This window comes from Erwinia persicina, from assembly GCF_014838825.1.
GTDB lineage: Bacteria > Pseudomonadota > Gammaproteobacteria > Enterobacterales > Enterobacteriaceae > Erwinia > Erwinia persicina_A.
In genome coordinates this window covers 359,450-383,630 of record NZ_JACYMO010000002.1, presented here as the reverse complement: position 1 = coordinate 383,630, position 24,181 = coordinate 359,450, and the positions used below count along the sequence as shown (strand labels likewise).

The following is a 24,181-nucleotide window of genomic DNA, read 5'->3' as shown; positions in this document are numbered from 1 at the left end:
GTACTGTGTGCTGTCATCACACCGTCAGCCAGGTGTTTACCGTGATGTCGTCCAGCTGGGCCACCGTGCCGTGAGCGACATTGCGCCCGCGATGCAGCAGCAGGAAATAGTCTGCCACCCGACGGATAAACGACAGGCGCTGTTCCAGCAGCAGGATGGTCATGCCGAAGTCGTGGTTCAGACGGTGGATAAGGTTACCCATCTCCTCCTCCAGCCACGGCGACATCCCCTCCGTTGGCTCATCCAGAATCAGCAGTTTTGGCTGCAGCACCAGCGCACGCGCCAGCGCCAGCTGCTGCTGCAGGTCAATCAGCAGCTCACCGCTACGCTGGTGGCGCAGGGAATAGAGCGCCGGAAACAGGTCGTAAACCATCGGTGGTATCGCCCGATGACGCGCCATGCCGGCATCCGCCAGCAGGGCGATTTGCAGGTTCTCTTCCACGGTCATCTGCGAGAAAATAAGGCGGCCCTGCGGCACATAACCTATCCCCAGCGAAGCACGCTGCTCGACGGGCTGCAACAGCAGATCCTGAGGCGGCCCGTTATCTTCCTGCCAGATCATCGACCCGCTGTTGATGGGCAGGTGCCCCATAATACAGTTAACCAGGGTGGTTTTCCCCATGCCCTGACGGCCGATAATTCCGGTACAGGTACCGGGCTGCAGATCCAGATCGACATCCCACAAAATATGGTTTTGCCCATAGAATTGATTAACAGAACGTAAACTGAGCATCTGATACTCTCCATCCAGACAGTTATCGATCGCATCTGTATTGCTTACGCTCTGTGACGTCTGGCAAACAGTCCGGCGTCACTTTGACGCCCGCGGCTTTATGCGCCTCGCTCTGGTGTCCTGACAGGTGAGGCGGTAACGCTAATCTTGCAAATAGCAGGCCAGTTCGGATAAAGGCCAGAAACAGAGACTGCGATCGTCTTCGCGCGGCGAAAAGGTCAGCGGCGCTAAACATTTAATGCTGGCGGAGGGCGTTCTGCACCGGGGCAGTGCTGGTGCCTGGGCGGTGATGGTGCAATGGCTCGTCACCCGATCGGGGCCAGGGCCCTACGCGAAGAGGGGATGGGGCCGATCGCTGATAAGGCGGTGTATAACTCTGACTATATGCCTGGAAAATGGCCGTGATGGGGGCAAAAAAAAAGGAAAAAAAAATATTTGGCTGGCGGAAGAGAGCATGGGGACGATTTATACATATCAGTCGGGTCAGGCGCTGAAAACAGTTATCCACTATTCCTGTGGATAACCTTGTGCATTAGCGTCTGAAAACCTGCGCAAGGCGAGAGCGGACGCGGCTTAGGCTCCGGTTGCTGCGAAACTCGTCTTATGATTAATATCAATTAAAATCAATTGGTTATTTAAAATCAATATGGCTGGGTTTCCCTCCCTCATCCCGCCTGGCTTTTGCCTTGACACTATTGACAAATGTTAAAAAACGAAACTATCTGGGGATAAGCCGTACAGGCACTTTCCGCATACGTTTGCGCAACGAACGGCAAAAGGGCGGGTATGCTGTTCCCTGAAGCAGTATGAAAAACAACTGTGAATTTATCCAGTCTTTTTTTCTGGCAAAATCGTCACGGCAGAGTAGAATTAGAGTCCGGTTCGCGCACATCTTCATCAGGTAGCCTGTTAATGAGCAAAGTCTTTAAACTCAACTCCGATTTCAAACCTTCTGGCGACCAGCCGGAGGCCATCCGCCGCCTTGAAGAGGGGCTGGAAGACGGGCTGGCGCATCAGACGCTGCTGGGCGTAACCGGATCGGGTAAAACGTTCACCGTGGCCAACGTCATTGCCGACCTTAACCGGCCGACGATGGTACTGGCACCGAACAAGACGCTGGCGGCCCAGCTGTACGGCGAAATGAAGGAATTCTTCCCGGATAACGCCGTAGAGTACTTTGTCTCTTATTACGATTATTACCAGCCTGAAGCCTACGTCCCCAGTTCTGACACCTTTATCGAAAAAGACGCCTCGGTAAACGAACATATTGAGCAGATGCGCTTGTCAGCGACCAAAGCCCTGCTGGAACGACGCGATGTCATTGTGGTGGCCTCGGTCTCGGCGATCTATGGTCTGGGCGATCCTGACCTTTATCTGAAGATGATGCTGCATCTGACGCGTGGCATGGTGATTGACCAGCGTGCAATCCTGCGCCGCCTGGCGGAGCTGCAATATACCCGCAATGATCAGGCCTTCCAGCGCGGCACCTTCCGCGTGCGCGGTGAGGTCATTGATATTTTCCCGGCAGAGTCTGATGACTATGCGCTGCGCGTGGAGTTATTTGATGAGGAAGTTGAGCGTCTGTCTGTCTTCGACCCGCTGACCGGCCAGATTAACTCCGTGATCCCGCGTTATACCATCTATCCGAAAACGCACTATGTGACGCCACGTGAGCGTATCCTGCAGGCGATGGAGGAGATCAAAGTCGAGCTGGCAGAGCGCAAGCAGGTGCTGCTGGCTAACAATAAGCTGCTGGAAGAGCAGCGCCTCAGCCAGCGTACCCAGTTTGATCTGGAAATGATGAACGAGCTGGGTTACTGCTCCGGTATCGAAAACTACTCCCGCTATCTGTCAGGCCGCGGGCCGGGCGAAGCCCCGCCGACCCTGTTCGACTACCTGCCCGCCGACGGCCTGCTGGTAATTGACGAATCCCACGTCACTATTCCGCAAATCGGCGGGATGTATCGCGGGGACCGGGCGCGTAAAGAGACGCTGGTCGAGTATGGCTTCCGCCTGCCGTCGGCGCTGGATAACCGTCCGATGAAATTTGAAGAGTTCGAGGGGCTGGCCCCGCAGACGATTTATGTCTCGGCTACACCCGGTAACTATGAGCTGGAGAAGTCGGGCGGGGACGTGGTGGATCAGGTGGTAAGACCTACCGGACTGCTGGATCCGACAATCGAAGTCCGGCCCGTTGGGACCCAGGTTGACGATCTGCTGTCGGAAATCCGCAAACGCGTGGCGATTAACGAGCGCGTGCTGGTGACAGTGCTGACCAAACGCATGGCCGAAGACCTGACGGAGTACCTGGAAGAGCACGGTGAGCGTGTGCGCTACCTGCACTCGGATATCGACACCGTTGAGCGCGTGGAAATTATCCGCGACCTGCGTCTGGGTGAATTTGACGTGCTGGTGGGGATTAACCTGCTGCGTGAAGGGCTGGATATGCCTGAGGTATCGCTGGTGGCGATCCTTGATGCGGATAAAGAAGGCTTCCTGCGTTCAGAGCGCTCACTGATCCAGACCATCGGGCGTGCAGCACGTAACCTTAACGGGAAAGCGATTCTCTACGGTGACAAAATCACCCCGTCAATGGCGCGCGCCATCAGTGAGACGGAACGCCGCCGTGAGAAGCAGGAGCAATACAACCTGGAGCACGGTATTGTCCCGCAGGGCCTGAACAAGAAGATTGCTGATATTCTGGAGTTAGGGCAGGGGCTGGCGAAAAACAAAGCGAAAGTGCGCAGCATGAAGGGGCGCAGCATTGTTGAGGACGATCCGGCCTATGTTGATCTCTCGCCACAGGGGCTGCAAAAACGCATCCATCAGCTCGAGGCGCAGATGCAGAAGCATGCGCAAAACCTGGAGTTTGAAGAGGCCGCTCAGGTTCGCGATCAGCTGCATCAGGTACGCGAGCTGTTTATTGCCGCGTCATAATGCAAAGGGCCGATCGGACAAACGATCGGCCCCGCCTGTTTGCCCCCGTTCCTTTTGTCGGGGGTAACTCTTTTATCGCTCACCCAGGCCGCAGCATAACGGCTGGCAGCCGGTCACACCATGGCCTGCACGGCGTGCTCCAGCGCCAGACGCAGTAGCTGGCGGTCGTGGCGGTAAGGAATATCTCCGGCCTCCAGCGGCTCCTGAATAATCAGCCGTCCGTCAATCTGGCTGCTGTCCACTTTCGGCCCCAGCACCAGCGCATCAATCACCCGTTTACCTATCGCTCTCTCCATCATGGCCAGCTTATCGGGGACCGTCAGTCTGGCTGCCGCCGGGCTGAGTTCTTTGCCCAGATTACCAATAAACACCATGGTGGCCGGCGTCCGGCGCATGGCCTGGGCAATCTCGGGCAGCAGCAGAACCGGCATCAGGCTGGTATAAAAACTGCCTGGCCCAATCAGGATCAGGTCTGCTTCACCAATCGCCTCGACCGCTTCGCGCGTGGCGCTGACCTTGGGGGACAGCATCAGCTCCTGCGGTGGCTGCGTCAGCTGGTCAATTTCAGTTTCGCCGTACACCAGATGGCCTTCGTTATCCAGCGCCACCAGGTCGACCGGCTGCTCGGACATTGGGATCAGAAACGCATCTACCTTCAGCAGATTACGGATCAGATTGATCGCCTCAAAAGGACGGACGCTGAGGTGATCGAGCGCTTTCAGCATCAGATTGCCCAGATTGTGCCCGGCCAGTTCGCCATTGCCGGCAAAGCGGTACTCAAACATGGCTGACGCCACGCTGGGTTCCGCAATCAGCTGGTTCAGACAGTTGCGCATATCGCCCCAGGCGATACCCCCTTCTGAACGGCGGATACGCCCGGTGGAGCCACCATTATCAGTGGTAGTGACAATCCCGGTCAGACGGGAACCCAGAGGCGAGAGGGCAGACATCACACGGCCCAGGCCGTGCCCACCCCCTAATGCCACCACGCGGTCGAGGTCAGCTAAGGTGCGATTTCGCATAATATCCATTTGTTATGTTCGGCCACTGTTTATGCCGTTTATTTTACGCTATTCCTGCGGGAAAAGGCCGGGAAAATACGTTATATATCATAATATATAGCGAAAAACCTTACTGGTAACGACGGAATAATAGCGCTAACATTTGCCCATCACGATTTGCCGATGTCCGGTAAGTCACACTTAAGCCCTGACACCTGGGTCCTTTGGGATATGGTGTCCTGGCCGCAACCTCCGGGTTGCCAGGGTGCAGAAAGAAATGACTGCATCTCCCTATCTGGAAAGGTGTCACAGGTGCCACAATTTACTGATAACTTCGCGCGCAGGTTCTATTACCTGCGTCTGTCGATTACTGACGTGTGCAATTTCCGCTGCACATACTGCCTGCCCGACGGCTACAAACCCCAGGGTGCGCAGAATAAAACCTTCCTTTCGCTGGATGAGATCCGTCGCGTCACCCGTGCTTTTGCAGCGGCGGGGACGGAAAAAGTGCGTCTCACCGGCGGCGAACCCTCAATGCGTCGTGACTTCACCGATATCATCGCGGCCGTGCGTGATAACCCCTCGATTCGTCAGATTGCCCTCACCACCAATGGTTACCGCCTGCAGCGGGATATCGGCAAGTGGCGGGCCGCTGGCCTGACGGCGCTGAACGTCAGTGTGGACAGCCTTGACGCGCGGCAGTTTCATGCCATCACCGGGCAGAATAAATTTGACGAAGTGATGCGTGGTATCGATGCGGCTTTTGATGCCGGTTTCAGTCAGGTGAAAGTCAATACCGTGCTGATGCGGGATGTTAATCACCACAGCCTTGATACCTTTCTTGCCTGGGTGCGCGACCGTCCTGTTCAGCTGCGCTTTATTGAGCTGATGGAAACGGGCGATGGCGGCGCGCTGTTTCGCCAGCACCATGTCTCCGGCCAGGTGATCCGCGACCAGCTTCTGCGTCAGGGCTGGGTGCAACAGCAGCGTGCGCGTAGCGACGGCCCGGCGCAGGTCTTTCGTCATACCGATTATCAGGGTGAAATTGGCCTGATCATGCCCTATGAAAAAGACTTTTGCGCCAGCTGTAACCGCCTCCGTGTCTCCGCCACCGGTCATCTTCATCTCTGTCTGTTTGGCGACGGCGGCGTGCCGCTGCGCGATCTGTTGGCCGATGACAGCCAGCAGGCGGAGCTGCAGGCGCGGATTGCCGGCAGCCTGACGAGCAAAAAAGAGACGCACTTTCTGCATCAGGGGAATACCGGCATTACCCAAAACCTTTCATTTATCGGCGGTTAAGCTAAGGAGTTTTTATGGGCAAAAGTACAACGGATTTTCTCCCTCTTAACGTGGCGGTGTTAACCGTCTCCGATCGCCATACCGCTGAAACTGACAGCTCCGGTGACTACCTGCGCGAAGCGCTGACGGAAGCGGGGCACCACGTGGTGGATCGGGCCATTGTCGCCGATAACCGCTACCGCATCCGTGCTGTGGTGTCCCGCTGGATAGCCAGCAGTGACGTGCAGGTGGTGCTGATTAATGGGGGCACCGGCTTTAACGAAAAAAACTGTACCCCGGAAGCGCTGCTGCCGCTGTTTGACCGCGAAATCGAAGGGTTTGGCGAACTGTTCCGCATGATCTCCTATGAAGATATCGGCACGTCTACCCTGCAGTCCCGCGCGGTGGCGGGCCTGGCCAATGAAACGCTGATTTTTGCCATGCCGGGATCCACCGGGGGCTGCCAGCTGGCCTGGGAGCGCATCATCCAGGACCAGCTGGATGCCCGTACCCGCCCCTGTCATTTTGTCTCGCACGTGAAGAAATTTTAAATGTCTAAATTAACGCATATTAATGCTGCCGGAGAGGCGCATATGGTGGATGTTTCTGCCAAACAGGACACCGTGCGTGAAGCACGGGCAGAGGCTTTTGTGGTGATGCACCCTGACACGCTGCAGATGATTATCGACGGCAGCCATCACAAAGGGGATGTATTTGCCACCGCACGGATCGCCGGTATCCAGGCCGCTAAACGTACCTGGGAGCTGATCCCGCTGTGCCATCCGCTGATGCTGAGTAAGGTGGAAGTGTCACTGAGTGCCGAGCCCGAACACCAGCGTGTGCGGATCGTGTCGCTCTGCCGTCTGACCGGGAAAACCGGCGTGGAGATGGAAGCGCTGACGGCTGCCTCGGTGGCTGCGCTGACCATCTACGATATGTGCAAAGCCGTGCAGAAAGATATCACCATCGAACAGTGCCGCCTGCTGAGTAAAAGCGGCGGGAAATCCGGCGATTTTCAGGCGGTACCTCATGATTAATGTGCTGTTTTTTGCGCAGGTGCGTGAGCTGGTTGGCACCGATCATCTGGCAATACCTGCGAACTATCCTGATGTTGAAGCGCTGCGCAACCATCTGGCGCAGCAGGGCGATCGCTGGGCGCTGGCGCTGGCGTCCGGCAAGCTGCTCGCCGCGGTTAATCAGACGCTGGTATCCCTGCAACATCCGCTGCAGGCCGGGGATGAAGTGGCCTTCTTCCCGCCGGTCACGGGAGGCTGATATGGACGAGCAGACCCGTATTCGCGTGGGCTGTGCGCCCTTCAGCATGAGCGACGAGTATCAATGGCTGTCCGCGTCTGATCTTGACGGTGCGGTGGTGACCTTTACCGGTAAAGTGCGCAATCACAATCTGGGCGATAACGTCCGCGCGCTGAGGCTGGAACACTATCCCGGCATGACCGAAAAAGCGCTGGCGGAAATTGTTGAAGAAGCGCGGCAGCGCTGGCCAGTGCAGCGCGTGACGGTGGTTCACCGTATTGGTGAGCTGTTCCCCGGCGACGAAATCGTCCTGGTCGGCATCAGCGGTGCACACCGCGGTGCCGCATTCAGCGCGGCGGAGTTTATTATGGATCAGCTAAAAACGCGTGCGCCGTTCTGGAAACAGGAAGCGACACCCGAAGGCGACCGCTGGGTTGACTCGCGCGACAGCGATCGTCAGGCCGCGGATCGCTGGAAATAAAGCCCCTTTCATTATTTGCAGGCTTAAGGAGCGACATGCGCTTTTTCTTCAGACCGGCTCTTCTGCCGCTGGCGCTGCTGGTGCTGGCGGGCTGCAGCAATAAAACCTCAGAGACGGCCGCCACCGCACGACCAGCCGATGTCAAAGCACAGATATCCCGCCTGCTGCCTCCGGACGTCAGCGACCGCGAGGGCTGGTCGCGTGATATCTACGTCGCTTTTAACAGCCAGGCGATCCCCCCTGATGCCAGCAATCTGTGTGCGGTGATTGCGGTGACCGCGCAGGAGTCTAACTTCAGCGCAGACGCCACGGTGCCGGGCCTGCCCAGGATAGCCTGGGCCGAAATTGACCGCCGCGCCGCGCAGCTGCATATCCCGTCGTTTCTGGTGCGCACCGCGCTGCTGATCAACTCGCCGGACGGCAAGAGCTATGCGTACCGGCTGGATCACGTCAAAAGTGAGAAAGAGTTGAGTGCAGTATTTGATGACTTCATTGATATGGTACCGATGGGTCAGAAACTGTTTGGCAACCTGAATCCGATCCATACCGGCGGGCCGATGCAGGTCAGCATCGCGTTTGCCGAGGCTAATGCCAAAGGCTACCCGTACGAGGTAGACGGATCCCTGCGGCGTGAAGTGTTTTCCCGCCGGGGCGGCCTGTGGTTTGGCACCCGACATCTGCTCGGCTACCCGACACACTATCCCTCACCGCTGTACCGTTTTGCTGACTTCAATGCCGGATGGTATGCCAGCCGCAATGCGGCATTTCAGGCGGCCGTTTCGCGCCTGAGCGGCATTAAGCTGGCGCTGGACGGTGACCTGATTAACTACGGATCGGACAGCGCAGGTTCGACTGAAAAGGCGGTGCGTACCATCGGGCAGCTGGATTACAGCGACCGGGCGATCCGCCGCGCGCTGGAAAAAGGGGAGAGTATCGACTTCGAGAAAACCGATCTGTGGCAGTCTGTTTTTGCCCTGGCCGATAAAGATGCCGGGAAAAAGCTGCCGCGAGAAGTGCTGCCGGGGATCAAGCTGGAAAGTCCGAAGATTACGCGTAACCTGACCACCGCGTGGTTTGCCCAACGCGTGAACAGCCGCTATCAGCGTTGCCTGCAGCGTCACTAAAAGGGCAGAGTGGATATGCCCGGCTGTACGGAAACAGGCCAGCCAGGGGGCTGGCCTGTTGTCTGGATGTGGGGCTGACCTTCTGTCGGGGCAGCCCTGATCAACACTCCGGTTTATATCGTTTGCAGTTTGAAAATCTGCACCGTCTGCGCCAGGGTCTTCGCCTGGTCTTCCAGCGACGCGGCGGCGGCAGACATCTGCTGTACCAGCGCGGAGTTTTGCTGGGTTGCACCATCCATCTGGTTTACCGCCACGGTGACCTGACCAATACCCTGTGACTGCTCATCCGAAGCGTGAACAATCTCTCCGATAATGGTTTTCACCGAGTTAACCGCCTGCGTCATCTCCTGCATCGTCTTCCCGGCGCTCTGTACCAGCGTCACCCCGTGATCGACACGCTGGGTGGATTCACTGATCAACGCCGAAATGTCTTTTACTGCATCGGCGCTGCGCTGGGCCAGATTGCGCACTTCTGCTGCAACCACGGCAAACCCGCGCCCCTGCTCTCCGGCGCGGGCGGCTTCTACGGCGGCGTTCAGGGCCAGAATATTGGTCTGGAAGGCAATGCTGTTAATGATGCTGGTGATAGCGCCGATCTTCTGCGAGCTTTCATCAATCTGCTGCATGATCTGCACCACCTGCGACACCAGATGTTCACCGCGCTGGGCAATATCGGTAGCATTTTCGGTCAGCGCCGTCGCCTGATGGGCGTTATCGGCGTTGTGTTTAACCGTGGCCGTCAGCTGTTCCATACTGGCTGCGGTCTCTTCCAGCGCGGCCGCCTGTTGTTCAGTGCGGGAGGCCAGATCAAGGTTGCCGCTGGCAATCTCTTCTGCACCCTGACGTACCGAATCGCTGGCCGAGATAATTTCACCGACCATATTGCGCAACTGATGCTGCATGGTGTGCATGGCAAAGAAAATACTCTGCTGGTCATTCTGCTTCACCGGGATACTGGCGCTCAGGTCGCCTTCGGCTACGGCCAGCGCGATATCAGCAGCCTGCCGCGGTTCACCGCCAATCGGCTTGGCCACTTTACGGCTGAAGATCAGGCCGAGTACCCCGCAGACGACGATGATGCTGACGACCATCATGATCAGCGCATACATCAGCTGACGGTTAGCGGCGGCCATCACCAGATCCACCGGGGCTACAACGCTGAGATACCAGGAAGTCTGGCTGTTGCCGATGGTGATCGGACGCCAGGTTTGCAATACCTCTTCCCCCAGTACCGGATCAAAGCGCTGGATCATTTTGCTGCTGAAGCCGTCGGTCTCGCCTTTGTACTGCTTACCGGCATCCTCTTTCACCGGGCTGGAGACGACTTTCCCGCCGGTGGAAATCAGCATCGCGTAGCCGCTGCCTTCCCAGGGTTTGATTTTACTGACGCGCTGTTGCAACGAGGCCAGTGAGATATCGGAGGTGGTCACTGCTTTAAGCTTTCCATCATCGATAATCACCGCAGAGACGGAGGTCAGCAGGGTAGGGACACCGTTATAGGCATAGCTGTAGGGTTCGGCCAGCGTGTCACGTTCAAGTTTGCGCGGCACCAGGTAGTAATCCCCCTGGCCCGGCGTCAGGAAAGAGCCCATGAAGTGGGCTTTGTAATTACCCGCCTGATCACGGTCAACAAAGCGGGCAAAGCGTCCCGCAGGCGGTGAACCCGGCTGGCTGGCGAACTCGGCATCACGGCCGTCAAAGGCATCCGGCTCAAAGACCACGGACATAGACAGGTAGTCAGGGTTCAGTTTCAGGGAGTAGATCATCTGCTGCTCGGCGGCGGCACGGTCAGTAATGCCGGAAGCGCGCAGGGCCACCAGGCTTTGCCCCATCGAGGTGGCCACGGTGCGCGCATAATCCAGTTCATTCTGCACAGCCAGTGCCTGGCTCTGGGCAATCTGCCCGAGATAATCTTCCGCCAGCTTCCTCTGCTGCTGGCTCGACTGCCAGCTGAGCAGGCCGATGGTTATACTGAAACCGAGGGTGATAGTCAGCACCCCGGTCAGCAGCATCAGCGTACGGGTACTCATTTTCTTTTTTGGAACCGACTGACTTTGCATCTGACTTCCCCCGATAAACAATAATGTGATCGTTTTGTGACTTCCTGTAACAAAATCTTCCCTGTGAACGATCTATCGGCAACAAATGCACAATCTTTATCCGCCCTGGATTTATTTCTTTGCATCCTCAATGGGCATGCAACATGTGAAAAAGAGGGACGCATCAGGCTGGCGCTGGCAGGGCAGTCTGTGCCAGACTTGCAAAGATATAACCGTTTTTTTCATTCACCTTTCAAGGGGAGCATCATGGACCGATATCCACGTCCAAGTGATTCAATCGTACAGCGTGCCAGCACCGGCCTGTCTGTTTACATGGCGCAGGTTTACGGCTGGATGACCTGTGGTTTGCTGCTGACGGCCTTTGTTTCCTGGTTTGCGGCCAATACGCCGCAGGTGATGGAACTGGTCTTTGCCAATCGCATCACCTTCTTTGGTCTGATTATTGTGCAGCTGGGGCTGGTTTTCGTCCTGTCTGGGATGGTGCATAAGCTCAGCGGGGCCGTGGCCACCGGGTTGTTTATGCTCTATTCGGCGCTGACCGGGCTGACGATGGCCAGTATTTTCCTGGTTTACACCTACTCGTCTATTGCCAGCACCTTCCTGGTGACCGGCGGCATGTTCGGGGCGATGAGCCTGTGGGGTTACACCACCAAACGTGACCTGAGCGGCATGGGCAGCATGCTGTTTATGGCACTGATTGGGATTGTACTGGCCTCGCTGGTCAATATCTGGCTGAAGAGCACCGCGCTGATGTGGGCGGTGACCTATATCGGAGTGGTGGTATTTGTGGGTCTGACGGCCTATGACACCCAGAAGCTGAAAAACATCGGTGAGGGGATTGACGTTGAGGACAAAGAAAATCTGCGTCGCTTCTCCATTATGGGTGCGCTGACGCTGTACCTTGACTTCATTAACCTGTTCCTGATGCTGCTGCGTATTTTCGGCAACCGCCGTTAACGTGGTGGGGGACCGGAAACGGTCTCCCCTGCATCAGCGCTGCAACGGGCGACCTTTTTTCAGGTCGCCCTTTTTTTATGCCAGATTTTTTGCCCGTAGTGACTTCGCCCGGCTTTCCAGCCACAGATACAGCACCAGTGCCAGCAGGAGGGGAGCAATAAAATAGAGCACCCGGTAGGCCAGTAGTGCCGCAATGATCGCCCCGTGTGAAATGGGCTCCCCCTGTAACAGCGCAAGGAACACTGCTTCCAGTACGCCAATCCCGGCAGGGATATGAATAATCACGCCCGCAATACTGCTGATCAGCAGCACGCCCAGCACCTGAGGGAAGTCGACTTTCTGCATCAGCAGCAGCCAGATGATGGCCCCCATCACCAGCCAGTTAGCACTGGATACCGCAAACTGGATCAGCGCCATACGCAGCGACGGCAGGGCGAGTTTTTGCCCTTTAACGGTCCAGTGACGGCGTCGGGAAAATGCACACAGCGCCAGATAGACCACAACAAAAGCCAGCAGGGCGATGCCCGTAATGCGCAGGGTGCCTGCGCCGATAAACCAGCCACCGGGCACGCTGACCATGCCTGCGCTGAAGACCACGCCGGCGACCAGCACATATCCCAGCCAGTTGGTGGCAATACTCAGTGAAAAGATGCGGGTGATGGTACTGCCCTCCAGCCCCAGCCGGGAGTAGAGGCGGTAGCGCATCGCCACGCCGCCCACCCAGGTACTGAGCGTCAAATTAAAGGCGTAGCAGATAAACGACACCAGCATCACCTGGCGCTTTTCCAGCTTATGCCCGCAGTAAGCGCGGCCAATCAGATCATACAGGCCATAGGTCAGGTAGCTGATGACCACCAGCGCCACCGATCCAAAAATGGCTACGCGGTTGTAATTGATCACCACGTCCCATACGTCGCCCCAGTTTACCTGGCGGGCATAGACCACCAGCAGCACGATAACGGCGAGGAAGAACAGCCCGGTCAGGACTTTGCGGGTGCGTTTCCACAGCAGAGAAGAGTTGGCCATCAGGATTTTGCCTCACCGTTTTCGGTTTCAATACGATCCTGGGTTTCCATTTCCGGCTGGACCGGGGTCGGCACCTGGGTGAGCCTCGGCGTGTGCGCAGGCAGCCACCCGGCGATGGCCGGGAAGTGACGCAGGAAATGGAACACCACAATATTTTTGCTTAACTGCCACCAGTTCCGCTTTGGAAGCTGGCTTTCCAGCACCCGCTGGCAGTCCGAAGCCAGCAGGCCCTCAAGGTTGTCGCGTACCTGCTGGTTGAAATTACGGTCGTGGATGATCAGGTTGGCCTCCAGATTGAGCGACAGGCTGAGGGGATCAAGGTTGCTGGATCCAACGGTCGACCATTGCGCATCCTGTACCGCAATTTTGGCATGCAGGGGGCGACGACAGTATTCATAGACCTCCACTCCGCCTTCGACCAGGTAGTTGTACAGCAGCTCCGCGCCCACCTTTACAATGGGCATATCCGGTTTACCCTGCACAATAAGCCGCACGCGGACCCCCCGGCGCGCAGCCTGGCGCATCTCGCGCAGCAGGCGGTAGCCGGGGAAGAAGTAGGCGTTGGCGATGATCACGTCCCGTTTCGCACTTTTCAGCATTTCGATGTAGTGCTGTTCGATATCGTCACGGTGTTGATCGTTATCGCGCCAGACCAGCAGCGCCTGCGCATCGCCCGGCTTGGTATTTCGCGCCGGACGGTGTGAACGATGATCCCACCAGTGACGCAGTTTTTGCTCACTGCCCATCTGCTGCTGCACGTATTGTGCGAGGTCATCGACGATGGGGCCCTTCACCTCCACCGCATAGTCCTGCTTGGCCTCCGGGCCATAGCTGGCATTATGCTCGGCGGAGTAGTTGATCCCGCCGACGAAGGCAATCACGCCGTCGATGACCACAATTTTGCGATGCAGACGGCGGAAGAGGTTGGTGCGCATCCCCATCAGCGGCGGGCGTGGGTCGTAATAAATAAACCGTACGCCCCGCGTCGTCAGGCTGTGAACAAAGTCGTCCGGCAGGTCCGGTGAACCGTAGCCGTCCACCATCATCTCGATTTTTACCCCGCGCTCTGCGGCCGCCAGCAGCTCCGCATGGAGCGCCTTGCCGACCTCATCATTAAACAGGATAAAGGTTTCCAGCAGCAGGCTGTGCTCTGCACGGCGGATTGCGCCGAACACCCGTGGGAAAAATTCTTCGCCATTTTCCAGCAGTTTGATGTGGTTGCCTTCACGCCATTCCATATTCATAAGTGGATCTCCACGGCAAGGGGGGCATGGTCAGACAGGTGTGACCAGGGCCGTAACGGAATGGTTTGCGGATGACTGATCCCCGCGTTACGGACATAGATACGGTCAAGGCGCAGCAGCGGGAAACGGGCCGGGAAGGTGCGCGCCGGGCGGCCATTTTTGCGGCTGAACACCTCTTCCATCCCGGCTTCACGCTTGAGGACCGCATTGGCTTTTTGTCGCCAGTCGTTAAAATCACCTGCAATCACCACGGGGGCATCTTTCGGCAGCGCGTTAACCAACTGGCACATTTTTTTCAGCTGCTGCTGGCGATGGGCTTCGCGCAGGCCAAGATGCACGCAGAAAATATGCAGTATGACTGTAGAGTCTGGCACCTGTATCTGACAGTGTAAAATCCCGCGTTTTTCCGTTCCTTCAACCGAGATATCCCGGTTGTGATAGTCAACGATCGGCAGGCGTGACAGCACGGCGTTACCGTGGTGCCCTTCCGGGTAGACCGCGTTGCGCCCGTAGGCAAAATCTTCCCACATGGTATCTGCCAGAAATTCGTAATGGGGGGTTTCAGGCCAGTTTTCCACCTTCAGTTCGTGCAGCGCGTGGCTGCCCATCACCTCCTGCAACAGCACGATATCCGCGCCGGTCGCCCGCACCGCATCGCGCAGTTCGGGCAGAATAAAGCGGCGATTAAAGGCGTTGAAACCCATATGTGTGTTTATCGTCAGGACTTTAAATGAAAATCCTTGCGTTTTTTGTGACATACTAATGAAACTACCTTCAGAATTAATGAAGGATAAAGTGTAGTCTTTGTCACAAAAGTGTGGCGAGATATGCGTTAATTTGCAGCATATTCCGAAAACTACGTTAGTCTGAGGAAAGTTGTTACTGGCCGGTGTCAGTAACCCGCTTGGGCAACCTCTGTTGAGGATGCCGGGAGAAAAGCATGAAATGGTCTAATCGTATTCAGATTGTCACTGGACAAACCTGCGTACATATCGCACTGCACCTGCTGCTGATCGCCGCGCTGGTGTGGGGGTGGAAACATCAGGCCCTGCTGCAGGTCAGCATGATTTTACTGGCGATGTATGCCAGCGTATTTGCCGCGATGTTACTGACCCAGCGCATGCCGCGCCTGCGGCGTATTGGCGATTTCCTGGAAGACGTGACCACCACATACTATTTTGGTGCCGCGATGCTGGTGCTGCTGGTGCTGTCACGGGTTATCCATAACAACCTGCTGCTGTGCGTGGCGGGTGTCGTGATGCTGGCGGGTCCTGCGCTGGTGTCACTGTTGGTCAAAGAGCGGACGCAGCCAAGCCAGCGTCCACGCTAAACCTTCAACGGGCCACTTCGGTGGCCCGTTCGTTTATTCTCCCTCTCCCTGCGGTTTCAGCCACAGCGTCATGATCAGCAAGACCACCACACCTGCCGCCATCACGCTAAACGCCTGCTGTAAATCGCCCAGTATCTGGCGGATCACGCCTGCCAGCAGCGGCATCAGGCTGGCAATCATATAGCCCCCGCCCTGGACAAAACCCATCAGTTTTCCCGCCTGCTGCGGGGTTGCCGCGTGATCCAGCGTCACAATCAGCGAAAGAGGGAACAGCGCGCCGATGCCCAGCCCCAGCAGGAGTATCGCCAGCAGCGCCAGAGTGGAAGGGGCCAGCATCAGGCAAATCAGCCCGGAGAGCAGCAGCCCGAGAACCGGCAGCAGCAGTCGGCGACGGTCGTGAAAGCGTGGGATCAGCGCCGCTACCAGCAGCCCGGCGACGACCTCGGTCAGCGTCAGTCCGGCCAGCAGATAGCCGCTGGCCTGGGGGGACCAGCCCTGCTGCACGAAAAAAGGCGGCAGCCAGGCCAGCACCAGCGTATAGGCTCCTGTGCCAATGCCGAAGTAAAACATCAGTAGCCAGGCACGCCGGTGGAGCGGGGCCGGGGCCGTCGGGGCCTGAGGCAGCGCACTTGCCTGTCCGCCGCGATACCATATCACCGCTGCGATTAGCGCGGGCAGTCCCCAGAGGGCGAGGGTGCCCTGCCAGCTTATCGCCTGCGCCAGCGGGGCCGCACTTGCTGCTGCCAGTGCGGCCCCACCCATGATCGCGGTGGTGTACAGCCCCATCAGGCGACTGCTGTGCTGTGGGTAATGCTGCTTTATCCAGCCGGGTAGCAGGGCCTGCACCAGTGCAATACCGATGCCCGCCAGCAGGGCGGTGGCGATCAGTCCTGCAGGCTGCCACCAGATGCCGCGCAGCGCGCAGGCAGCGGCAATAATTAACGCCCCCAGCAGCACGCCGCGAAAGGTTCCCGGCCAGCGCTGTAAATAGCTGCCCGCCAGCGCACACAGCCCCATGGCCATCACCGGCAGCATACTGAGTAACCCGGCCGCACTGCTGGTTAACGGTGTATCCTGCTGAATGGCATCGAGCAGCGGGCCAGGCAGGGCCAGCACCGGCCGCAGGTTCAGTCCCAGCAGCAGCAGGGCGAGCAGGGGAAGTAACAGCCTCATAAACGATCCTTTTATGACAAAATGTTTCTCTACGTTAATATGTTGTGCAGATCGGCAAGTGATCGTTTGTGTGCTGTTACAGCCTGTAGCGCATTTTCGGATAACCCGACAAGAATAACTCCCTGTGTTGCTGGCGGATCTGTTATAATCCCGAGCTTCCGCACCGTGGTTTGTGCTCTCATTCAAGCGTCAGGCGTAATCCTGGCGTCAACTCTCCCCCTGGAAACTACACCGCTATGCGGTCAGGGCGGATCCGGAGTCAGTCAACTTTATGTCATTTGATTCTCTCGGCCTTAATGCCGATATTTTGCGCGCTGTTGCAGAACAGGGCTACAACGAGCCGACGCCAATCCAGCGTCAGGCCATTCCGGTAGTACTGGCAGGCCGCGACCTGATGGCCAGCGCCCAGACCGGTACCGGTAAAACGGCAGGGTTTACCCTGCCACTGCTGCAGCTGTTAAGCAGCCACAACCCGCACCCTAAGGGCCGTCGCCCGGTGCGCGCACTGATTTTGACCCCGACCCGCGAACTGGCGGCTCAGGTGGGCGAAAACGTGCAGGAATACAGTAAGTATCTGGATATGCGTTCGCTGGTGGTCTTCGGTGGCGTCAGCATCAACCCGCAGATGATGAAGCTGCGCGGCGGTGTGGACGTGCTGGTCGCGACCCCGGGTCGCCTGCTGGACCTTGAGCATCAGAATGCGCTCGACCTGTCACAGGTTGAAATCCTGGTCCTCGATGAAGCAGACCGCATGCTTGATATGGGCTTTATACACGATATCCGTCGCGTGCTGGCAAAACTGCCTGCAAAGCGTCAGAACCTGCTGTTTTCCGCCACCTTCTCTGATGAGATTAAAACTCTGGCGGAAAAACTGCTGCACAACCCGGAGCAGGTCTCCGTGGCCCGCCGCAATACCGCTTCTGAGCAGGTAACGCAGCATGTGCATATGGTTGATAAAAAGCGTAAGCGCGAGCTGTTATCCTTCCTGATTGGTCGTGATAACTGGCAGCAGGTGCTGGTGTTTACCCGCACTAAACACGGCGCTAACCATCTGGCCGAGCAGCTGAATAAAGACGGCATTACTGCCGCAGCGATCCACGGTAATAAGAGCCAGGGCGCACGTACCCGCGCACTGAGCGACTTTAAAGAAGGCAAAATCCGCGTGCTGGTGGCGACCGATATCGCTGCCCGTGGTATCGACATTGAAGAACTGCCGCACGTGGTCAACTATGAGCTGCCAAACGTACCGGAAGACTACGTTCACCGTATCGGTCGTACCGGTCGTGCGGCGGCCGTCGGTGAAGCACTGTCGCTGGTCTGCGTCGATGAACTGAAGCTGCTGCGTGATATCGAGCGCGTGCTGAAGCGTGAAATCCCACGTATGGCGATTGAAGGCTATGAGCCCGACCCGAGCATCAAAGCAGAACCGATCGTTAACGGTCGCCAGCAGCAGCGTGGCGGGGCCGGTGGCGGCGGTGGACGCGGTCGCGGCGCGCCGGGGCAGCGTAGCAACAGCGGCGGCGATCGCAGCGCCAGCGGCAACCGTAGCGGTAATGGCGGTGGCGGCAACGGCGGCGAACGTCGTCAGGGTAATGCCAACGGCAGCAGCACCGGTGCCGCACGCGGTGCCCGTCCTGAGGGCGGCAACGCTGGCGCACCGCGCGTCAACAAAACCCGTCCGCGCCGTTCTACCCCAAGTAACAACGGCTAATTAATCGGGGGGAGGCGCCCGCTTCCCCCTGTATTTCACTCTCCACAGGTTTACCATGCGCGTATTACTTGCCCCGATGGAAGGCGTTCTCGATTCGCTGGTGCGTGAACTGCTGACCGACGTTAACGACTACGACCTCTGTATTACCGAATTTCTGCGGGTGGTGGATGCACTCCTGCCGGTGAAATGTTTTCAGCGCCTCTGCCCCGAACTTGATCATGACAGCCGAACGCCGTCAGGCACTCGCGTGCGTATCCAGCTGCTGGGTCAGTACCCACAGTGGCTGGCGGAGAATGCCGCCCGCGCCGTGGCACTTGGTTCCTGGGGCGTGGATCTCAACTGTGGCTGCCCGTCGAAAACTGTTAACGGCAGCGGCGGCGGTGCCACGCTGTTAAAAGACCCCGAGCTGATTTATCAGGGCGCGAAGGCCATGCGTGCGGCGGTGCCCGCTCATCTGCCGGTGACGGTGAAAATTCGTCTGGGCTGGGATTCTGGCGCACGTCAGTTTGAAATTGCCGATGCGGTGCAGCAGGCCGGGGCGACGGAGCTCGCCGTACACGGCCGTACCAAAGCGGACGGTTATCGTGCGGAGGCCATCAACTGGGCGGCGATAGGCGATATTCGTCAGCGGCTGTCCATTCCGGTGATCGCCAACGGCGAGATCTGGGACTGGCAGAGTGCCCAGGACTGCATGGCTGCGACGGGCTGTGACGCGGTGATGATCGGACGCGGGGCGCTCAATGTGCCTAACCTCAGCCGGGTGATTAAATATAACGAAGCGCGGATGCCGTGGTCGCAGGTGGTGCAACTGCTGCAAAAATATGTCCGGCTGGAGAAGCAGGGCGATACCGGTCTGTACCATATGGCGCGCATCAAACAGTGGCTGGGGTATTTGCGCAAGGAATATAGCGAGGCGACCGATGTATTTATGCAGGTCAGGATGCAGCAAACTTCGGCTGAGATTGCGCGGGTGATTAGCGCGGTTGATGGACAGGGTTGACCTGATTGCCGGTCAACCCGACTGACGTATTACTGCGCGACATAACCTCCGTCCACCAGTAACGCCGCGCCGCTAACAAATGATGCGTCGTTGCTGAACAGGAACGCCACCACGCTGGCTACCTCCTCCGGTCGGCCAAAGCGGCCGATAGCGTGGCGTTTCTTCAGGATCTTTTTTTCTTCCGCGCTCTGATTCTCCAGCAGCGGCGTTTCAATATAGCCGGGACACACCGCATTGATGCGGATCCCGTGCGCCGCGTAGTCGCTGGATAACGTTTTCGTCAGCAGCCGGACGCCCCCTTTTGCCGCACTGTAAGCGGTCAGACCGTGTCTGCCTACCCAGCTGTGAATCGAACCGCAGTTGACGATGATCCCGGTTTGCTGCTGCGCCAGCCAGTAGCGGATAGCCGCCTGATTCAGCAGAAACACGCCGGTCAGATTCACATCAATGGTTTTTTGCCAGTGTTCCACGGCCAGACGATCTGCTGGCGCGTCGATGTCGATGCCGGCATTAGCAAAGACCAGATCCAGCCGTTGGAAGTGGGCCAGGGTCTTTTCAATCAGCTGCTTATTTTGCGCCGGATCGGTGACGTCGGTATGAACAAACAGCACGCTGTACCCCTGACCGGTCAGTTGATGAGCGAAGGCCTGGCCTGCTTTGTCGTTGAGGTCGGCAATCACTACGCTGGCCCCTTCATCGGCAAGGCGGGTGACGGTAGCGGCACCAATACCGCTGGCCCCGCCTGTGACAATGGCAACCTTATTACGAAATCTCATGGTGGGTTCTCCCTGTGTGATGACCCCCTCACACTAATCAGAAACCTCTCCCGCCGTTTGGCATCGACTGCGTAAGGTATTTTTCTGCGGCAGGCCGTCACTTTTCCACCCGCTATTGCCTGTAACAAGGGGGCAACAGCGCGTTGCCCCGTCAGGGTTAATACACTTCCGGCACAATCATCTCGTTGGGCACCGGGGCGCGGTGATAGTCCTCGCTGCGTTCACGCACAGGCAGGGTAATCGGTTTTATCTCGCTGTCTTCATACGGCACCTGGCGCAGCAGATGGCTGATGCAGTTCAGACGGGCCTTTTTCTTGTCCACGCCCTGAACCACCCACCACGGCGCTTCGTCAATGTGGGTGCGCGACAGCATCACCTCTTTGGCCTCGGTGTACTCTTCCCAGCGGCGGCGGCTTTCCAGGTCCATCGGACTGAGTTTCCACTGCTTAAGCGGGTCGTGAATGCGGCTGAGAAAACGCAGCTCCTGCTCTTCGTCAGTGATGGAAAACCAGTATTTGACGATCTGAATGCCGCTGCGCGTCAGCATCCTTTCAAACTCTGGCACGCTGCGGAAGAACTCCTCCACCTCCTGCTCGTTGCAGAAACCCATCACCCGTTCCACCCCCGCGCGGTTGTACCAGCTGCGGTCGAACAGCACCATTTCACCCGCCGCTGGCAGGTGAGCAATATAGCGCTGGAAGTACCACTGGGTCCGTTCGCGATCGTTCGGGGCGGGCAGGGCGGCAACGCGACAGGTGCGCGGATTCAGGCGCTGGGTGATGCGTTTTATCACCCCGCCTTTGCCTGCGGCATCGCGGCCTTCAAAAATAATGACCATGCGGTGACCGGTGCGCATCACCCAGTCCTGCATTTTCACCAGCTCGCCCTGAAGCCGCAGCAGCTCGCGGAAATAGTGCTTACGCCAGGCTTTTTCGTCCGGCTCCATTTTCTCTTCACTGCCGAAGCGCAGGTCGTCCAGCTCCATTTCCAGCTCTTCATCGTAGCTGTCGTAAAAATCCTGCAGTAAGCGGTGGTGAAAGGTCTCAGATGAAAAATCGTTACCTTGCATTGCCATACGTCATCTCCCGGTTAGAAATGGGTAAACAGCCAGTACAGGCTGGCCGAAAGTAAAATGGATACGGGCAGGGTCAGTATCCAGGCCATCATCAGGTTGCGCAGCGTGGACATCTGCAGGCCGGAACGGTTAGCCGCCATCGTCCCCGCCACGCCGGAGGAGAGGACATGCGTGGTAGAGACCGGCAGACCGAAGATATCGGCCGCGCCAATGGTGGTCATCGCCACCAGCTCTGCACTGGCCCCCTGGGCGTAGGTCAGATGAGTCTTGCCAATTTTCTCACCGACGGTGGTGACAATACGCCGCCAGCCGACCATGGTGCCAAGCCCGAGGGCTATCGCCACCACCACCTTCACCCACCACGGGATGTAGCGGGTGGCATTATCCAGCTCGCCCCTGAAGGCATCCAGGTTGTGCCGGGTCTGCTCGGGGATCTGCACCTTTTCATCGCTTTTAAGATGCTTAATGGCTTCTGAGGCCAGGTACATATCGTTACGGGTATTGGATACCGCCTGCGCCGGGATCTTATCCACCGCGCCGTACTGGCGAATTTCCTGGCCGATGCGGCCGGTTAAGTCTGCCAGCGCAGGCAGTACGGCCGGAACGAGGGTCCCGGTGCGTACATACTCCGTCAGTACCTCACGCGGGGAAATGCTGGATGACCGGTCCGGCGTCAGCGCACGCAGCTCCTGCTGCGTGACCGTCGCCAGTGCAGCCACCTGGGGGATATGGTCTGCCGGAATCGAGCGGTTCAGGGCGTAAGCGATCGGCATCGTGCCGACCAGGATCAGCATAATTAAGCCCATGCCTTTCTGACCGTCGTTTGAACCGTGAGCAAAGGAGACACCGGTGCAGGTGAGGATCAGCAGCCCGCGGATCCAGCCAGGTGGCGGTGTATTACCCTCCGGTGCGGTGTACAACGCGCGATTTTTAAGCACTTTTTTCATTAACAGCAGCAGCCCGGCGGCACAGACAAAACCGACCACCGGCGACAGAACCAGCGCGTAGCCCACTTTCAGCGCCTGCCCCCAGTCTACTCCGCTGGTGCCCGTGCGGCCGTGGATCAGGGCGTTCGCCACCCCCACGCCGATAATTGACCCGATTAACGTATGTGATGACGAGGCGGGCAGCCCGAACCACCAGGTCCCCAGATTCCAGATAATCGCGGAGAACAACAGGGCGTAGACCATGGCAAACCCGCCGCCGGTTCCGGCCTGCAGGATCAGCTCTACGGGCAGCAGGGAAATAATGCCGAAGGCGACCACGCCGCTGGAGAGCAGTACGCCAAGAAAGTTGAAGAAGCCGGACCAGACTACTGCCAGTCCCGGTGGCATTGAGTGGGTGTAAATCACGGTGGCTACAGCGTTGGCGGTATCGTGAAAGCCGTTGACGAACTCAAAGCCGAGTGCGATCAGCAGCGCCATACCCAGTAACAAAAAAGGGACGTAACTGGTAAAGGTCGCGCCGGAGTCGCTGACGTCGTTAAACAGATTGACCCCGGCAAAGGCGATACCGAGGATTAACAGCAGCAGAAAAATGATCACCGAACGACGGCTGTTTTCAGGATAAACGGGGCGGGCGGGCTGGCCTCGTTGCAGGGCGGCATTATCACTCATATAACCTCACTGGCATCGGCAAAGCGGCAGAAGTGGGACAGGGGATAACCACACTCGGTGATACGCAGGTTATGTGACAGAACAATGACGTCAGGGTGGGATAGTGCCAGGCGCGGTGCTGACGGTAACAAAACGGTCATCAGGCTGCGGCAGGATAGGAGTATCGCGATAACGTACGTAACCCGGAAAAAACGATGACGCAACACCTGCCGTTACTCCGGCAAAAACCTGACTTCAGTGACGATGTGTCGGGCCTGATTTACGGCTACCGTTTTACCGATGGCCTGGCACCGGAAAGCCTGACAGTTCAGCAGTCCTGTGAAGCGTGGAGCGGGGGGCCACAGGAGGGCAGTTTTCTCTGGCTGCACGTCAACCTGAACCACGCGGCGGCGGCCCGCTGGCTGAAAACCCACTTCGACGTGGATGATGATTTTTTTGATGAGATCCAGCACGGTTCACACAGTACCCGTATTGAACCGCAGAATGACGCGCTGATGGCGGTGCTGAATGACGTGGCCTTTAACGCGCGTGAAACCAGCGATGAAAGCGCCACGCTGTGGATCTGGTGTCGCGACGGACTGGTGGTCAGCGCCCGCTTTAAGCCGCTGCGCCTGGTTGAGCGGCTTGTTGCCAAGCTGGATACGTTGGGGCTGCGCTCCTCCACCGGCCTGCTGACCCAGCTGCTGGCGGAGCAGGAAGAGGTGCTGGCGCTGATCGTACGTCAGTCAAACCAGTATGTTGATCAGATAGAAGAGCGGCTGCTCGGGCAGCATATTAAAAGTAACCGCAGTGAGCTGGGGCGTCTGCGGCGCACGCTGCTGCGCTTTCAGCGCCTGCTGGCACCCGAACCGGCGGCGCTGTTTCGTCTGATTAACCGGCCACCCGGCTGGCTTCATCCACATGTCGTCCAGGATCTGCGTCAGTTTACTGAAGAGTTTACCGTGGTACTGAACGATCTCAACGGGCTGACGGAGCGCATACGTCTGCTGCAGGAAGAGATCGCTGCCCAACAGCTGGAGCAGAGCAACCGCACCCTGTTTACCCTGACGCTGATCACCGTGCTGGCGCTGCCGATTAACCTCGTTGCCGGTTTCTTCGGCATGAACGTCGGCGGCGTGCCGCTGGCGACGAATCCGCACGGTTTTTTACTGCTGGTGGTGTTAGTGACGATTTTTACCGCCGCTGCCGCCTGGCTGGTGCTGCGACGTCGCGACAGGGAATAAAAAAAGCGGGGAAAGGCTTGCGCCGTCCCCGGGTGGAATACTGGTGAGTGGCAACTTAGCCAGTAAACAGTAGTGAAAACAATGGATATTTTCTAAGACCTATTTGTTGTCGAGAGCGTTAGCAAGAGACTGCTAACACAAGGACAAGGGTAGTCCAATGCGCCCTGCTGTTAGGAACATTT

Annotated in this window: 23 protein-coding genes and 1 riboswitch; of the genes, 12 read left to right on the top strand and 11 right to left on the bottom strand. The window is 57.8% G+C overall.

What is annotated here, in order from left to right; genetic code table 11:
• Nucleotides 1-16 precede the first annotated feature (16 nt).
• Nucleotides 17-733: an ABC transporter ATP-binding protein gene (locus tag IFU29_RS07785; RefSeq protein ID WP_191933421.1), complete on the bottom strand. Its 717-nt coding sequence runs from the start codon at nt 731-733 to the stop codon at nt 17-19.
• Nucleotides 734-1,645: 912 nt separating this feature from the next.
• Here IFU29_RS07785 and uvrB point away from each other — a divergent pair.
• Nucleotides 1,646-3,670, top strand: coding sequence for an excinuclease ABC subunit UvrB (uvrB, locus tag IFU29_RS07780; RefSeq protein WP_191933420.1), 2,025 nt, complete (start codon nt 1,646-1,648; stop codon nt 3,668-3,670).
• Between the two features lie 113 nt (nt 3,671-3,783).
• Here uvrB and IFU29_RS07775 read toward each other — a convergent pair whose 3' ends face one another.
• Complete coding sequence (locus IFU29_RS07775) at nt 3,784-4,692, bottom strand: gluconeogenesis factor YvcK family protein (protein ID WP_191933419.1); 909 nt, start codon at nt 4,690-4,692, stop codon at nt 3,784-3,786.
• Between the two features lie 165 nt (nt 4,693-4,857).
• Nucleotides 4,858-4,993: riboswitch (molybdenum cofactor riboswitch) on the top strand.
• On the opposite strand from IFU29_RS07775, the gene moaA reads away from it, so the two are divergent.
• The 6 genes from moaA to IFU29_RS07745 all read left to right on the top strand — a co-directional run bounded on the left by moaA (nt 4,984) and on the right by IFU29_RS07745 (nt 8,808).
• The gene (moaA, locus tag IFU29_RS07770) at nt 4,984-5,970 is read left to right on the top strand and encodes a GTP 3',8-cyclase MoaA (RefSeq protein WP_191933418.1); all 987 of its coding nucleotides are present in this window, start codon (nt 4,984-4,986) and stop codon (nt 5,968-5,970) included. (Overlaps the previous riboswitch by 10 nt.)
• Before the next feature lie 14 nt (nt 5,971-5,984).
• Entirely contained in the window at nt 5,985-6,500 is a 516-nt protein-coding gene (gene moaB / locus IFU29_RS07765) for a molybdenum cofactor biosynthesis protein B (RefSeq protein WP_191933417.1), read from the top strand.
• Nucleotides 6,501-6,986 (top strand): cyclic pyranopterin monophosphate synthase MoaC, encoded by a 486-nt coding sequence (gene moaC / locus IFU29_RS07760; RefSeq protein WP_191933416.1) that lies wholly within the window; start codon nt 6,501-6,503, stop codon nt 6,984-6,986.
• Nucleotides 6,979-7,224: a molybdopterin synthase sulfur carrier subunit gene (gene moaD / locus IFU29_RS07755; protein ID WP_191933415.1), complete on the top strand. Its 246-nt coding sequence runs from the start codon at nt 6,979-6,981 to the stop codon at nt 7,222-7,224. The genes moaC and moaD overlap by 8 nt, the downstream gene beginning before the upstream one ends.
• 1 nt (nt 7,225) lies before the next feature.
• The gene (gene moaE, locus IFU29_RS07750; protein ID WP_191933414.1) at nt 7,226-7,684 is read left to right on the top strand and encodes a molybdopterin synthase catalytic subunit MoaE; all 459 of its coding nucleotides are present in this window, start codon (nt 7,226-7,228) and stop codon (nt 7,682-7,684) included.
• 35 nt (nt 7,685-7,719) lie between these two features.
• Entirely contained in the window at nt 7,720-8,808 is a 1,089-nt protein-coding gene (locus tag IFU29_RS07745) for a DUF1615 domain-containing protein (protein WP_191933413.1), read from the top strand.
• A gap of 113 nt (nt 8,809-8,921) precedes the next feature.
• Here IFU29_RS07745 and IFU29_RS07740 read toward each other — a convergent pair whose 3' ends face one another.
• Entirely contained in the window at nt 8,922-10,868 is a 1,947-nt protein-coding gene (locus IFU29_RS07740; RefSeq protein ID WP_191933412.1) for a methyl-accepting chemotaxis protein, read from the bottom strand.
• 246 nt (nt 10,869-11,114) lie between these two features.
• Between IFU29_RS07740 and IFU29_RS07735 the strand changes: the two genes are divergently transcribed.
• The gene (locus tag IFU29_RS07735) at nt 11,115-11,825 is read left to right on the top strand and encodes a Bax inhibitor-1/YccA family protein (RefSeq protein WP_062746483.1); all 711 of its coding nucleotides are present in this window, start codon (nt 11,115-11,117) and stop codon (nt 11,823-11,825) included.
• A gap of 75 nt (nt 11,826-11,900) precedes the next feature.
• On the opposite strand, the gene IFU29_RS07730 is transcribed toward IFU29_RS07735, so the two are convergent.
• The 3 genes from IFU29_RS07730 to IFU29_RS07720 are packed head-to-tail and all read right to left on the bottom strand — an operon-like array spanning nt 11,901 to nt 14,853.
• Entirely contained in the window at nt 11,901-12,851 is a 951-nt protein-coding gene (locus IFU29_RS07730; RefSeq protein ID WP_191933411.1) for a lysylphosphatidylglycerol synthase domain-containing protein, read from the bottom strand.
• Nucleotides 12,851-14,095, bottom strand: a complete 1,245-nt coding sequence (clsB, locus tag IFU29_RS07725) for a cardiolipin synthase ClsB (protein WP_191933410.1) — start codon at nt 14,093-14,095, stop codon at nt 12,851-12,853. The genes IFU29_RS07730 and clsB overlap by 1 nt, the downstream gene beginning before the upstream one ends.
• The gene (locus IFU29_RS07720) at nt 14,092-14,853 is read right to left on the bottom strand and encodes an endonuclease/exonuclease/phosphatase family protein (protein ID WP_191933409.1); all 762 of its coding nucleotides are present in this window, start codon (nt 14,851-14,853) and stop codon (nt 14,092-14,094) included. Before IFU29_RS07720 ends, clsB begins: the two co-directional genes overlap by 4 nt.
• Before the next feature lie 182 nt (nt 14,854-15,035).
• Between IFU29_RS07720 and IFU29_RS07715 the strand changes: the two genes are divergently transcribed.
• Nucleotides 15,036-15,425, top strand: coding sequence for a YbhQ family protein (locus IFU29_RS07715; RefSeq protein ID WP_191933408.1), 390 nt, complete (start codon nt 15,036-15,038; stop codon nt 15,423-15,425).
• A gap of 33 nt (nt 15,426-15,458) precedes the next feature.
• On the opposite strand, the gene IFU29_RS07710 is transcribed toward IFU29_RS07715, so the two are convergent.
• A complete protein-coding gene (locus IFU29_RS07710) occupies nt 15,459-16,598 on the bottom strand; it encodes an MFS transporter (protein WP_191933407.1) in 1,140 nt (379 codons plus the stop codon).
• Nucleotides 16,599-16,869: 271 nt separating this feature from the next.
• Between IFU29_RS07710 and rhlE the strand changes: the two genes are divergently transcribed.
• A complete protein-coding gene (rhlE, locus tag IFU29_RS07705; protein ID WP_191933406.1) occupies nt 16,870-18,309 on the top strand; it encodes an ATP-dependent RNA helicase RhlE in 1,440 nt (479 codons plus the stop codon).
• 55 nt (nt 18,310-18,364) lie between these two features.
• On the top strand, nt 18,365-19,309 hold the full coding sequence (gene dusC / locus IFU29_RS07700; RefSeq protein WP_191933405.1) for a tRNA dihydrouridine(16) synthase DusC: 945 nt from the start codon (nt 18,365-18,367) through the stop codon (nt 19,307-19,309).
• 29 nt (nt 19,310-19,338) lie between these two features.
• Here the strand turns inward: dusC and IFU29_RS07695 are convergent, their stop codons facing one another.
• The 4 genes from IFU29_RS07695 to IFU29_RS07680 form a co-directional block, all read right to left on the bottom strand.
• Nucleotides 19,339-20,085 (bottom strand): SDR family NAD(P)-dependent oxidoreductase, encoded by a 747-nt coding sequence (locus IFU29_RS07695; RefSeq protein WP_191933404.1) that lies wholly within the window; start codon nt 20,083-20,085, stop codon nt 19,339-19,341.
• A gap of 157 nt (nt 20,086-20,242) precedes the next feature.
• The gene (gene ppk2 / locus IFU29_RS07690; protein WP_062746503.1) at nt 20,243-21,160 is read right to left on the bottom strand and encodes a polyphosphate kinase 2; all 918 of its coding nucleotides are present in this window, start codon (nt 21,158-21,160) and stop codon (nt 20,243-20,245) included.
• A gap of 14 nt (nt 21,161-21,174) precedes the next feature.
• On the bottom strand, nt 21,175-22,776 hold the full coding sequence (locus IFU29_RS07685) for an inorganic phosphate transporter (protein ID WP_191933403.1): 1,602 nt from the start codon (nt 22,774-22,776) through the stop codon (nt 21,175-21,177).
• Nucleotides 22,773-22,916: a hypothetical protein gene (locus tag IFU29_RS07680; protein ID WP_191933402.1), complete on the bottom strand. Its 144-nt coding sequence runs from the start codon at nt 22,914-22,916 to the stop codon at nt 22,773-22,775. The genes IFU29_RS07685 and IFU29_RS07680 overlap by 4 nt, the downstream gene beginning before the upstream one ends.
• A gap of 54 nt (nt 22,917-22,970) precedes the next feature.
• Between IFU29_RS07680 and IFU29_RS07675 the strand changes: the two genes are divergently transcribed.
• The gene (locus tag IFU29_RS07675) at nt 22,971-23,999 is read left to right on the top strand and encodes a CorA family divalent cation transporter (RefSeq protein WP_191933401.1); all 1,029 of its coding nucleotides are present in this window, start codon (nt 22,971-22,973) and stop codon (nt 23,997-23,999) included.
• The last annotated feature ends 182 nt before the right edge of the window (nt 24,000-24,181 follow it).

Coding starts and splice junctions, on each gene's coding strand:
- IFU29_RS07785 (WP_191933421.1), bottom strand. CDS start 733: ATGCTCAGTTTACGTTCTGTTAATCAATTCTATGGGCAAAACCATATT.
- uvrB (WP_191933420.1), top strand. CDS start 1,646: ATGAGCAAAGTCTTTAAACTCAACTCCGATTTCAAACCTTCTGGCGAC.
- IFU29_RS07775 (WP_191933419.1), bottom strand. CDS start 4,692: ATGCGAAATCGCACCTTAGCTGACCTCGACCGCGTGGTGGCATTAGGG.
- moaB (WP_191933417.1), top strand. CDS start 5,985: ATGGGCAAAAGTACAACGGATTTTCTCCCTCTTAACGTGGCGGTGTTA.
- moaC (WP_191933416.1), top strand. CDS start 6,501: ATGTCTAAATTAACGCATATTAATGCTGCCGGAGAGGCGCATATGGTG.
- moaD (WP_191933415.1), top strand. CDS start 6,979: ATGATTAATGTGCTGTTTTTTGCGCAGGTGCGTGAGCTGGTTGGCACC.
- moaE (WP_191933414.1), top strand. CDS start 7,226: ATGGACGAGCAGACCCGTATTCGCGTGGGCTGTGCGCCCTTCAGCATG.
- IFU29_RS07745 (WP_191933413.1), top strand. CDS start 7,720: ATGCGCTTTTTCTTCAGACCGGCTCTTCTGCCGCTGGCGCTGCTGGTG.
- IFU29_RS07740 (WP_191933412.1), bottom strand. CDS start 10,868: ATGCAAAGTCAGTCGGTTCCAAAAAAGAAAATGAGTACCCGTACGCTG.
- IFU29_RS07735 (WP_062746483.1), top strand. CDS start 11,115: ATGGACCGATATCCACGTCCAAGTGATTCAATCGTACAGCGTGCCAGC.
- IFU29_RS07730 (WP_191933411.1), bottom strand. CDS start 12,851: ATGGCCAACTCTTCTCTGCTGTGGAAACGCACCCGCAAAGTCCTGACC.
- clsB (WP_191933410.1), bottom strand. CDS start 14,095: ATGAATATGGAATGGCGTGAAGGCAACCACATCAAACTGCTGGAAAAT.
- IFU29_RS07720 (WP_191933409.1), bottom strand. CDS start 14,853: ATGTCACAAAAAACGCAAGGATTTTCATTTAAAGTCCTGACGATAAAC.
- IFU29_RS07715 (WP_191933408.1), top strand. CDS start 15,036: ATGAAATGGTCTAATCGTATTCAGATTGTCACTGGACAAACCTGCGTA.
- IFU29_RS07710 (WP_191933407.1), bottom strand. CDS start 16,598: ATGAGGCTGTTACTTCCCCTGCTCGCCCTGCTGCTGCTGGGACTGAAC.
- rhlE (WP_191933406.1), top strand. CDS start 16,870: ATGTCATTTGATTCTCTCGGCCTTAATGCCGATATTTTGCGCGCTGTT.
- dusC (WP_191933405.1), top strand. CDS start 18,365: ATGCGCGTATTACTTGCCCCGATGGAAGGCGTTCTCGATTCGCTGGTG.
- IFU29_RS07695 (WP_191933404.1), bottom strand. CDS start 20,085: ATGAGATTTCGTAATAAGGTTGCCATTGTCACAGGCGGGGCCAGCGGT.
- ppk2 (WP_062746503.1), bottom strand. CDS start 21,160: ATGGCAATGCAAGGTAACGATTTTTCATCTGAGACCTTTCACCACCGC.
- IFU29_RS07685 (WP_191933403.1), bottom strand. CDS start 22,776: ATGAGTGATAATGCCGCCCTGCAACGAGGCCAGCCCGCCCGCCCCGTT.
- IFU29_RS07680 (WP_191933402.1), bottom strand. CDS start 22,916: ATGACCGTTTTGTTACCGTCAGCACCGCGCCTGGCACTATCCCACCCT.
- IFU29_RS07675 (WP_191933401.1), top strand. CDS start 22,971: ATGACGCAACACCTGCCGTTACTCCGGCAAAAACCTGACTTCAGTGAC.